The 11,623-nt window shown below is 60.7% G+C and carries 9 protein-coding genes; all 9 read left to right on the top strand.

Translation table 11 applies throughout. From position 1 onward, the window contains the following. Positions 1-1,201 (top strand): UDP-N-acetylmuramoyl-L-alanyl-D-glutamate--2,6-diaminopimelate ligase (locus ACYVDE_RS06690; protein ID WP_460500706.1); only part of this gene is annotated, 1,201 nt, incomplete at its 5' end. 24 nt (positions 1,202-1,225) lie between these two features. Then, complete coding sequence (mraY, locus tag ACYVDE_RS06685) at positions 1,226-2,446, top strand: phospho-N-acetylmuramoyl-pentapeptide-transferase (protein WP_460500705.1); 1,221 nt, start codon at positions 1,226-1,228, stop codon at positions 2,444-2,446. Positions 2,447-2,557: 111 nt separating this feature from the next. Further along, positions 2,558-3,922, top strand: a complete 1,365-nt coding sequence (gene murD, locus ACYVDE_RS06680) for a Mur ligase family protein (protein WP_460500704.1) — start codon at positions 2,558-2,560, stop codon at positions 3,920-3,922. Positions 3,923-4,087: 165 nt separating this feature from the next. Then, positions 4,088-5,257: an FtsW/RodA/SpoVE family cell cycle protein gene (locus ACYVDE_RS06675; protein ID WP_460500703.1), complete on the top strand. Its 1,170-nt coding sequence runs from the start codon at positions 4,088-4,090 to the stop codon at positions 5,255-5,257. A 137-nt stretch (positions 5,258-5,394) separates the two neighbouring features. Then, complete coding sequence (gene murG / locus ACYVDE_RS06670; RefSeq protein ID WP_460500702.1) at positions 5,395-6,492, top strand: UDP-N-acetylglucosamine--N-acetylmuramyl-(pentapeptide) pyrophosphoryl-undecaprenol N-acetylglucosamine transferase; 1,098 nt, start codon at positions 5,395-5,397, stop codon at positions 6,490-6,492. Between the two features lie 72 nt (positions 6,493-6,564). Then, the gene (gene murC / locus ACYVDE_RS06665) at positions 6,565-7,962 is read left to right on the top strand and encodes a UDP-N-acetylmuramate--L-alanine ligase (RefSeq protein ID WP_460500701.1); all 1,398 of its coding nucleotides are present in this window, start codon (positions 6,565-6,567) and stop codon (positions 7,960-7,962) included. Positions 7,963-8,179: 217 nt separating this feature from the next. Next, a complete protein-coding gene (locus ACYVDE_RS06660; RefSeq protein ID WP_460500700.1) occupies positions 8,180-8,911 on the top strand; it encodes a cell division protein FtsQ/DivIB in 732 nt (243 codons plus the stop codon). Positions 8,912-8,995: 84 nt separating this feature from the next. After that, positions 8,996-10,414: a cell division protein FtsA gene (gene ftsA, locus ACYVDE_RS06655; protein ID WP_460500699.1), complete on the top strand. Its 1,419-nt coding sequence runs from the start codon at positions 8,996-8,998 to the stop codon at positions 10,412-10,414. A gap of 105 nt (positions 10,415-10,519) precedes the next feature. Next, on the top strand, positions 10,520-11,623 hold a 1,104-nt coding region (ftsZ, locus tag ACYVDE_RS06650), incomplete at its 3' end, for a cell division protein FtsZ (protein WP_460500698.1).

Genomic DNA, 11,623 nt, shown 5'->3' with positions numbered 1-11,623 from the left:
GCTGGGCCACGTGGCGGCGGCGTTTCACGGCCACCCCTCGCGCCAGCTCACGCTGGTGGGCGTGACCGGTACCAACGGCAAAACCACCTGCGCCACGCTGCTGCACAAGCTGCTGCGCGAGCTGGGCTACCACGCCGGTCTGCTGAGCACGGTGCAGAACCAGATTGACGAGGAAGTTATCCCGAGCACCCACACCACGCCCGACGCCATCCGGCTGAACGCGCTGCTGGCCCGCATGGTCACGGCCGGCTGCACTCACGCCTGCATGGAGGTGAGCAGCCACGCCGTGGCCCAGCACCGCATCACCGGCCTGCGCTTCGCGGGGAGCGTGTTCACCAATCTCACCCACGACCACCTCGACTACCACGGAACCTTCGATAACTACCTGAAAGCCAAAAAGGCTTTCTTCGACCACCTGCCCAAAACCGCCTTCGCCCTCACCAACGCCGACGACAAGCGCGGCCCGGTGATGCTGCAGAACACCGCCGCCCGCCGCGCCACTTACTCGCTGCGCGGGGCCGCCGACTTCCGCGCCAAGCTGGTGGCCAATGAAGTCCACGGCCTGCATCTCGAAATCGACGGCCGCGAAATCCTGTTCCGCCTCATCGGCGTGTTCAATGCTTACAACCTGCTGGCCGTGTATGGCGCGGCCGTGCTGCTGGGGGAGGACCCCACTGAAGTCCTGACCATCCTTTCGGGCCTGACCACCGCGCCCGGCCGCTTTGAGCCGGTGGTGTCGGGTAGCCAGGCCATCACGGGCATCATCGACTACGCCCACACGCCCGACGCGTTGGAAAACGTACTGCAAACGCTGCACGAAATCCGCCAGCCCAGCCAGCACATCATCACGGTGGTGGGCTGCGGCGGCAACCGCGACGCGGCTAAGCGTCCCATCATGGCCAACCTGGCCGCCCGGCTGTCGGACAAGGTCGTTCTCACCTCCGACAACCCCCGCTTCGAAGACCCGGCCGAGATTCTGACCCAGATGCAGGCCGGCGTAACCGCGCCCGATTCGGCTAAAGTCCAAACCGTGGCCGACCGCCGCGCCGCCATCGAAACGGCCGTGCGCTTGGCCGGCCCGCGCGATATTGTGCTGGTGGCGGGCAAAGGCCACGAGAATTATCAGGAAATTCGCGGCGTGAAAACGTCCTTCGACGACAAGCTAATCCTTGCCGAAACTTTTGCCGCGCTGGGCAAATAAGCCCCACCGCTAACCGCTTCCCGAATGCTTTATTACCTCTTCCGTTACCTCCACGAACATTTCCATCTGGCGGGCACCGGCGTGTTTCAGTACACCACGTTCCGCGCCGGCCTGGCGGTGGTGATTTCCTTGCTCATCGCCCAGCTTTTCGGGCATCGTCTCATCAAAATCCTGCAGCGCAAGCAGATTGGCGAGAGCGTGCGCGACCTCGGCTTGCAGGGCCAAAACGAGAAGAAAGGTACGCCCACCATGGGCGGCCTCATCATCATCCTGGCCATTCTGGTGCCGGTGCTACTGCTGGCCCGTCTGCGCAACATCTACATCATTCTCATGTTGTTGAGCACGGTGTGGCTGGGTCTGATTGGCTTTCTCGACGACTACATCAAGGTATTCCGCAAGAACAAGGAGGGCCTGAGCGGCCGTTTCAAGGTACTAGGCCAGGTAGGGCTGGGCATTACGGTGGGCTGGGTGCTGTTCTACAGCAATGAAATCACGGTGCGCGAATACCTGCTGCCCAACGGCACGTACTCGGCAGTTGATGCGTCTAAAATATTCAAAGACGTACACTTGATGATTACCACGGTGCCGTTTATGAAGAACAACGAGCTGAACTACGGCGACCTGTTCGCCACGGCCGGAACCTTCTTCAACGGCCTCTACGGCTTCCTCTACATCCCCATTGTCATCTTCCTGATTACGGCCATCAGCAACGGCGCCAACCTCACCGACGGCCTCGACGGGCTGGCGGCCGGCACGTCGGCCATCATCGGCGTCACGCTGGCCATCTTCGCCTTCGTGAGCGGCAATGCACTACTGGCTGATTATCTGGATGTCATGTTTATTCCCGATTCGGGTGAGCTCGTTATTTTCTGTACCGCCTTCGTGGGGGCCTGCATCGGCTTCCTCTGGTACAATAGCTACCCGGCGCAGGTGTTTATGGGCGACACGGGTTCGCTCACGCTGGGCGGCATCATCACGGTGCTGGCCCTGGTGGTGCGCAAGGAGCTGCTGATTCCGGTGCTGTGCGGTGTGTTTATTATTGAAAACCTGTCGGTTGTGGTGCAGGTGAGCTGGTTTAAGTACACCAAGCGCAAGTACGGCGAAGGCCGCCGCCTGCTGCGCATGTCGCCGCTGCATCACCACTACCAGAAGCTTGGCTACCACGAATCCAAAATCGTGTCGCGCTTCTGGATTGTCGGCATCATGCTGGCAGTCATTACCTTGGTTACCTTGAAACTGCGTTAATACATTTCCCGCAGTGGGCGCAGTGGTTTTCGCAGAGGGTCGCAGTGGACATTCTTCTGCGACCCTCTGCGAAAGCCACTGCGCCCACTGCGGGAAAGCTAACCCACCCATATGCACATCGTCATTCTAGGAGCCGCCGAAAGTGGAGTAGGGGCCGCCTTACTCGCCCAGGCTAAAGGCCACACGGTTTTTGTGTCGGACCGCGGCCCCATTCAGGCCGACTACAAGCAGCAGCTCACGGCGGCCGGCATCGGCTTCGAGGAAAATCAGCACTCGCTGGATAAAATTCTGACTGCCGATGAGGTGGTGAAAAGCCCTGGTATCCCGGAGAAAGCCCCCGTTATTCAGGCCCTGCGTGCGAAGGGCACTCCGGTTATCTCCGAGATTGAGCTGGCGGGCCGCTACACAAAAGCCAAGTGCATCTGCATCACCGGCACCAACGGGAAAACCACTACCACGCTGCTCACCTACCACCTACTGAAGGAGGCCGGCTTCAACGTGGGCCTGGCAGGCAACGTGGGTTACTCGCTGGCCGAGCAGGTAATTGATGACAAGTTTGATTACTACGTGGTGGAGCTGAGTAGCTTCCAGCTCGACGATACCTACGACTTCCAGCCCTGGATTTCCATCCTGCTCAACATCACGCCCGACCACCTCGACCGCTACGGCTACTCGCTGGAGCAGTACGCCCAGGCCAAGCTGCGCATCATGCGCAATCAGGATAGCAGCGGCACGTTTATCTACAACGCTGATGACGAGAATATTCAGCGCTACTTTAAAGCGGCATTGCGGCCGGTGCGTCAGATGCCGTTCAGCCTGCACCGCCGTCCCGACCTGCATTTGGCCGCTTACTACACAGCCGAGGACCTCATCTGCCTGGACCTGTTGCCCGGCTATTACAGCGAGACGGAGGAAGTGAGCACTACCAACTCGCCGCTTATCGGCCAGCACAACCGGCAGAATATGCTGGCCGCCGTGCTGGCCGCGCGTGTCGCTGGCCTCAGCCGCCCGCAGATTGAAGAGGCAATGGCCACCTTCCAGAATGCCGACCACCGCCTGCAACTGGTGGGTGAAATCAACGGCGCGCGCTACATCAACGACAGCAAGGCCACCAACGTGGAAGCTGCCTGGTATGCTCTCGACGGCATCCGCCAGCCCATCATTTGGATTGCCGGCGGCACCGATAAGGGCAACGACTACAGCAGCCTGCTCAATCTGGCCGAGCACCGCGTGAAAGCCCTCATCTGCCTCGGCGTCGACAACGAAAAGCTGAAAACCGTTTTCGGCCCAGTGGTGCCGCACCTCGAAGAAACCCAAAGCATGGCCGATGCCGTGGCCCGCGCCGCCGCCCTCGCCGCCCCCGGCGACGTGGTGCTGCTCTCGCCCTGCTGCGCCAGCTTCGACCTGTTCAAAAACTACGAAGACCGCGGCCGGCAATTCGCGGCGGCGGTTGAGCAAATTCAGTTGCCGAAATAGAACAACAAAAAAGAACGTCATGCTGAGCGCAGTCGAAGCATCTCGCTCGCTTCGTTGCAATGGTATTGATTACTTGCGCGGTAGAGATGCTTCGACTGCGCTCAGCATGACGTTCTTGAAAACGGCCATTCACCCATTCGCCCATTCCCTCATTCACCCATTGTTATGAAAGACTGGCTGCAACGCAACCTCAAGGGCGACCCCATTTTGTGGGCCATCGTGCTGCTGTTCTCCTTCATCAGCATTGCCGTGGTGTATTCGGCCACCGGCACACTAGCGTATAAGAAGATGAACGGCAACACCGAAGCCTTCCTCTTCAAACATAGCAGCCTGATTTTCCTCGGGTTGGCCTGCATGTGGCTGGCGCATCGTGTCGACTATCGGCACTACTCGCGCTGGTCGCTCTACGCCCTGCTGCTGAGCGTGCCGCTGCTGCTATTCACATTCTTCATGGGCGGCGAAACCAACGGGGCCTCGCGCTGGATGACCATTCCCGTCATTAACCAAACCTTCCAGCCCTCCGACTTAGCCAAGCTGGCCCTGATTTCGCACCTGGCCAGCATGCTCAGCCGCCGCCAGCAGCACCTTGATGACTTCAAAACCACCATGCTCCCGGTAATGCTCTGGGTGGGTACTATTTGCAGCCTCATCATTCTCAGTAACGCCTCCACCGCGCTGCTGCTGTTTGCCACCTGTATGCTGCTGATGTTCATTGGCCGTGTGCCGCTCAAGCACATGGCTGTGATGGTGGGCATTTTTGTGGTGCTGGGCGGAGCCGGCCTGGCCGCCGGCCAGCGCCTGGGCACGGTGATGTCGCGCGTTACCAACTTCACCGACAAAACCAAGAAAACGCCTTTTCAGCTCGAACACAGCTACATTGCCATTGCCACGGGCGGCATCGCCGGCAAAGGCCCCGGCAAAAGCACCGAGCGCAACATCTTACCGCACCCGTATTCCGACTTTATCTACGCCGTCATCATCGAAGAATACGGCCTGCTGGGCGGCTTCGCCATCCTGTTTCTCTACCTGGCTTTCCTCTATCGGGGGCTGAAAACGGTGATGAACAGCTACGGTGCGTTCGGCGGCCTGCTTTCGGCGGGGCTGAGTTTCAGCTTGGTGCTCCAGGCGCTGGTGAACATGGGCGTGGCCGTGGGCCTGGGCCCCATCACCGGCCTGCCGCTGCCGCTGCTGAGCATGGGCGGTACTTCCCTCATTTTCACCGGTATCAGTATAGGCATCATCCTGGCCGTGAGCCGCGGCGAGCGCGAAATCCGTCCGATGACCGGCGAGCCGGAAGACACGGCCCGCATTCCTAAAGTATCGGTGAGCTACTAGGGCGGCTTTCGTTAGCTAACTAGAACGTCATGCTGAGCGTAGCCGAGGTATCATCTCTACTGCGCAACGCAACCAGTTACTATTGCGGTAGAGATGCTTCGATAAGCTCAGCATGACGGTTTCTTCCTTCTTCTAAAATGACCAACAAACCCCTTCGCTTCATCATCTCCGGCGGTGGCACGGGCGGGCACATTTTCCCAGCCGTGGCCATTGCCAATGAGCTGCGCCGCCGTCTGCCCGACGCTGAAATCCTTTTCGTGGGGGCCAACGGCCGCATGGAGATGACCCGCGTGCCCGAAGCCGGCTATAAAATTGTGGGCCTCGACATTACCGGCCTGCAGCGCCGCCTCACGCCCCAGAACCTACTGTTTCCGGTGCGCGTGTTCCGCTCGGTGCGCAAGGCCGGCAAGCTGATTGAGGAATTTCGGCCCGATGCCGTAGTGGGAGTGGGGGGCTACGCCTCGGCCCCGGTGCTGCTAGCTGCTACGTCGCGCGCTATTCCAGCCCTCATTCAGGAGCAGAACTCTTACGCTGGCCTCGTGAACAAGCTACTGGCTAAGCGCGTGAACCGCATCTGCGTGGCCTACGATGGCATGGAGAAGTTTTTTCCCGCCGATAAGCTCGTGCTCACCGGTAACCCAGTGCGGGCCGAAATTGCCCGCGGCAACCGTGCCGAAGCCCTGCACTTTTTCGGCCTCGACCCCAGCAAGAAAACCCTGCTGGTCATCGGCGGCAGTCTCGGGGCCCGCACCCTCAACCAGGCCACGGCCGCCGCGCTGGCGCGCCTGCGCGAGGCTGGCATCCAACTCCTCTGGCAAACCGGCAAGCTCTACTTCCCCGAAGCCCAACAACAGGCCGACCAGGCCGCCGGCCTCCACGCCCTCGAGTTCATTCAGCGCATGGACCTGGCCTATGCCGCCGCCGACGTGGTTATCAGCCGCGCCGGGGCGCTGTCAGTGTCGGAGCTCTGCCTCACCGGCAAGGCCAGCATCCTCGTGCCTTCGCCCAACGTGGCCGAAGACCATCAGACCAAAAATGCCCTGGCGCTTGTGGGCAAAGGCGCCGCCGTGCTCATTACCGACGAGCACGCCGCCGAGCGCCTCTACGACGAAGCCCTGCGCCTATTGAGCGACCCTGCGCGCCAGGAGCAGCTCAGCAGCCGCGTGCGTGAGCTGGCCCGCCCCGACGCCACCGTGACGATTGTGGACGAGCTGCTGAAGCTGGTGCGAAAGTAAAAACCAGAAGGACGCTGCCTTTCATCAATTCCAATCAGCGAAATCACGGTTAATCAGTTTAAATCAGCGATTTTGAACCAGTTCCCTTACGTCTTCTTCCTTGGTATCGGCGGCATCGGCATGTCGGCCCTGGCCCGCTGGTTCCGTGCCAACGGCCATCAGGTGAGCGGCTACGACAAAACCGAGACGCCCCTCACCCGCGCCCTTGCCGCCGAAGGCATTGCCATTCACTACGCCGACGCAGTGGAGAACATCCCGGCCGAAGTGCGCGAAAACCGTGAGCAGACGCTCGTCGTCCTCACGCCTGCCATCCCGGCCGACAGCCTAGAGTGGGCCTGGCTGCGGGCCGAAGGCTACGACATTCGCAAGCGCAGCCAAGTGCTGGGCGTGCTCACGCAGGGCCGCTACACTATTGCCGTGGCCGGCACCCATGGCAAAACCACCACCAGCAGCATGGTGGCCCACCTGCTGCATCACGCCGGCCTGGCTGCCGGGGCTTTCCTGGGCGGTATTTCGGTGAACCTGGGCAGCAACCTGCTGCTGCCGGCCACGCCCGAAGCCCCCATTGTGGTGGAAGCCGACGAGTACGACCGCAGCTTCCTCACGCTGTTCCCCGATGTAGCCATCGTCACGAGCACCGATGCCGACCACCTCGACATCTACGGCGACCAGTCGGCCTTGATTGAGTCGTTCCGCCAGTTTGTGGCTCAGATTAAGCCCGGCGGCACGCTCCTCCTCAACCATACCGCCGACCCGAGCGTGGCCGCCGCCGTGCCGCCCGGCACCCGCGTCATTCGCTACGGCCTCAATCCGGAACAGGGGCCTGAGCTCTACGCCGCTAACATCACCGCCGAGGGCCACCGCTTTCATTTCGACCTGCACCGCCCCGAAGCTACCGTAACTGGCCTAGAACTTGCGGTGCCCGGCTTCCACAACGTCGAAAACATGCTGGCCGCCGCCGCCGTGGCCCAACTGCAGGGCGTAGGGGAGGAGGCGTTGCGGACCGCCGTGGCCGCTTATCGGGGCGTGAAGCGCCGCTTCGAGTTTGTGGCCACCACGCCCGAAAACGTTTATATCGACGATTATGCCCACCACCCACGCGAAATCGAAGCCTTCCTGCGTTCCGTGCGGGCACTCTACCCCACCAAACGGCTGCGCGTCATTTTTCAGCCCCATCTCTTCACCCGCACCCGCGACTTTGCGGCCGGCTTTTCGAAAAGCTTAAGCATTGCAGATGAGGTGTTTTTGTTAGATATTTACCCCGCTCGCGAGCTGCCCCTACCCGGCGTAACTGCCGACATGCTCCTGGCCGAAATCACCGCCCCCTCCAAAGCCCTCATCACCAAAGCCCAGGCCCTCGCCGCCGCCCAAACCGACACGTCGTTTGACGTGCTGGCCACGGTAGGAGCCGGGGACATCGACACGCTGGTCCCGCAGCTAAAGCAGATTCTGACGGAGAGGTGGAAGTAGTTAATGCTTGAATTTTAAAATTATACTAAACCGTCATGCTGAGCTTGTCGACGCGTCTCCACCGCAACAGTAAAATGAATTACGTTGTGCGGTAGAGAGGCTTCGGCTACCCGGATGCCAGATGAGCAGGACGGCCTAAAACCCGGGATTTATTCATTCCCGCCTACCCCCACACCCCCAGCCCCCAACCTTGGAACGCACAGTCAGAAACTTACTCGTGGCCGCAACCTGTCTGCTGGTGCTGGGCGCCTTGGGCGCGTTTGCCGCCGTGCGCCAGGCCAACCGCTCGGTCGACGCCGTGAAGGTGAACATAGCCAACGAGTTCGATAATTACTTCATCTCCGAGCGCGGCGTCACAGCCCTGCTCACCAAGGGCGGCAAGGAGCCCGTGCTGGGTACCCAGCCCGAGGGCCCGCGCCTGCGCGAGCTGGAGGCTCGCCTAAAGGCGCACCCCTTCGTGCGCGACGCCCAGGTGTACCGCGACCTGGCCGGTAACCTGCACGCCGACGTGCGCCAGAACCGCCCTATCGCCCGTCTCACGCACCCTGATACCCGCCTCGATACCTACGTCGATGCCGAAGGTCATGTGCTACCGCTTTCGCCGCTCTTTACGGCCCGCGTAGCCACCGTGGCGCGGCCCGGCGGCGGCAGCCTGCCAAGTGGATTTTTCCAGGATAGTACCGGGCGGCGCTACCTCGAGTTTTTGCGCTACGTCGACGAGCACGAATTCTGGAAAGCGCAGGTAGCGGAAGTGTTTATTGAGCCCGGCGGCAAGCTCTCGTTCACGCAGCAGGTGGGCGACCAGCGAATAGAATTCGGGCTGCCCGAAAATATTTCTGAAAAATTCGCGAAGCTGATGGTATTTTACCGTCAAATTCCGTCAGTTTTGGGGTGGGACACTTACCACCGTGTAAACGTCGAATACCAAAATCAGATTATTTGCGAATAACAATTCGCTGACCAATAGGCCGTTAGGCTTAAAATACTCTTTTCCATCCCACCGCTTTTTCACCGCTCGCCAGCACCGCATCTCATGCAACAAGACAAAATCGTCGTCGGGCTCGACATTGGTACCACAAAAATCTGTGCCCTGGTGGGCCGCAAAAACGAGTTCGGTAAACTCGAAATCCTGGGCATGGGCAAAGCCGTGTCGGAAGGGGTTTCGCGCGGTATCGTGCTCAATATTGACAAGACCGTAGACGCCATCAAACGGGCCATTCGGCAGGCCGAAGAACAGTCCGGAATTAGCATTGGAGTGGTAAACGTCGGCATTGCCGGCCAACACATCAAGAGCCTCCAGCACAACGGCAGCATCACGCGCAACTCGCACGACACCATCGGGCCGGACGACGTGGCCCGCCTCACGCAGGACATGTACCGGCTGGTGACGCAGCCCGGCTCGCAAATCATCCATGTGATGCCGCAGGACTATAAAGTAGACTACGAGGAAGGCATTTCCGACCCCGTGGGCTACGAAGGCGTGCGCCTGGAAGGCAACTTCCACATCATTACGGCGCAGAGCACGGCCATCAACAATATCAACAAGTGCGTGACCAAGGCCGGCCTCGAAATCGCCGACCTGATTCTCGAACCGCTCGCCAGCTCCATGTCCATCCTCTCGGAAGAGGAGAAGGAGGCCGGTGTGGCGTTGATTGATATTGGCGGCGGCACTACCGATTTGGCGGTGTTCAAGGATGGCATCATCCGCCACGCGGCGGTGCTTCCCTTCGGTGGCAACATCATCACGCAGGACATCAAAACCGGCTGCAACGTGGCCCCCGGCCAGGCCGAGCAGCTGAAAGTGAAGTTCGGCAAAGCCATTGCCCAGGAAGCCAGCGACTACGAAATCGTGAGCATCCCCGGCCTTCCCAACCGCCCGCCCAAGGAGGTGTCGCTGAAGAACCTGGCCTACATCATCGAGGCCCGCATGTCGGAAATCATGGAGCTGGTGTATGCCGAAATCTACCGCATGGGCCTGCACGACAAGCTGTCGGCCGGCATCGTGCTCACCGGCGGCGGCTCGCAGCTCCAGAACCTGGAGCAGCTCACCGAGTACATCACCGGCCTCGACACCCGCATCGGCTACCCCAACCAGCACCTCGGCAAGAGCCGCATCGAGGCCGTGAAGTCGCCGATGTACGCCACTACCGTGGGCCTGGTGCTGTCGGGCTACCACTCGCTCGACGAGCGGCAGACGCGCCCCAGCTACGAGGAGGAACAGCCCGTGATTCCGGCGTACTACGCTGCACCGTATACTGCTCCGGCCGCTGCCCCCGTGGCGCCAGCTACGCCTGCGCCGGTCGAAACCCGCGCAGCTACGCCCGTAGCGCCGGCTCCCGCGCCGCAGCCCGCCAAGCCCAAAGAGCCCGGTGCCGCCAGTCGCTTCTTCAAAGACATCATCACCCGCACCAAAGGGCTGCTGATTGACGATTACGACGATAAATCCTACTAAAGTCAATTGACAATGAGTAATGAACAATGAGCAATTGGACGCCGGCTTAGGCGACTAACTTCCTCATTGTTCATTGCTCATTGCTCATTGTTAATTGCGATACTTATGAATTACAAATTCGATATTCCCGCCCAGAGCAAGTCCATCATCAAGGTGATTGGGGTTGGTGGCGGTGGCTCCAATGCCGTGAAGCACATGCACAAGCAGGGCATCAAGGATGTGGAGTTTATCATTTGCAACACCGACCACCAGGCGCTGCAAAGCTCCACGGTACCCAATAAGCTGCAAATCGGCGTCGACCTCACCGAGGGCCTCGGTGCGGGTGCCAAGCCCGAGCGTGGCCGCCAGGCCGCCATCGAGAGCAAGGAGCAAATCCGCGACCTGCTGAACCAGGGCACCAAGATGCTCTTCATCACGGCCGGCATGGGCGGCGGCACCGGCACCGGCGCCGCCCCTGTGATTGCGCAGGTGGCGCAGGAGCTGGGCATCCTCACGGTAGGTATCGTGACGGCTCCGTTCATGTTCGAGGGCCGCAAGAAGCGCCAGCAGGCCGAAGAAGGCATCAAGGCGCTGAGCGAGCACTGCGATACCGTGCTGGTGATTCTCAACGACAAGCTACCGCAGATTTACGGCAACCTGACGATGGGGGCTGCTTTCGCCAAAGCTGATACCGTGCTGACCACGGCCGCCAAGTCCATCGCCGAAATCATCACGGTAACGGCCGATGTGAACGTGGACTTTGAAGACGTGAAAACGGTGATGAAGGACAGCGGGGCGGCCGTAATGGGTAGCAGCGTGACCGACGGCGAGAATCGCGCCCGTCGCGCCGCCGAAGAAGCCCTGAACTCGCCGCTGCTCAACAACACTGACATTCACGGCGCCCAGCGCATCCTGCTGTCCATCATGTCGGGCCCCGAGCACGAGCTGGAGATGGATGAGCTGACGGAAATCACCGGCTACATTCAGGAAAAAGCTGGCCAGGACGCCGAGATGATTTTTGGCCACGGTATCGACGAGTCGCTCGGCCAGAGCATTCGCGTAACGGTGATTGCCACCGGGTTTGCCCGCGAGGCGCACTCCATCACTACGCCGGCCGCTGGTGGCAACGTAGAGGCCACGCCCGCCGTGGCACCTGTAGCTGAGGCGCCCCGCCCCGAGGCGCCGGTAGCTACTGCTCAGGCGGCCGTGCCGTTGGTGCCCAGCTTGCGG

The sequence above is a fragment of the Hymenobacter agri genome (genome assembly GCF_054778495.1).
The sequence above is the reverse complement of the archived record's forward strand: the minus strand, read 5'-3'. Positions and strand labels throughout refer to the sequence as shown.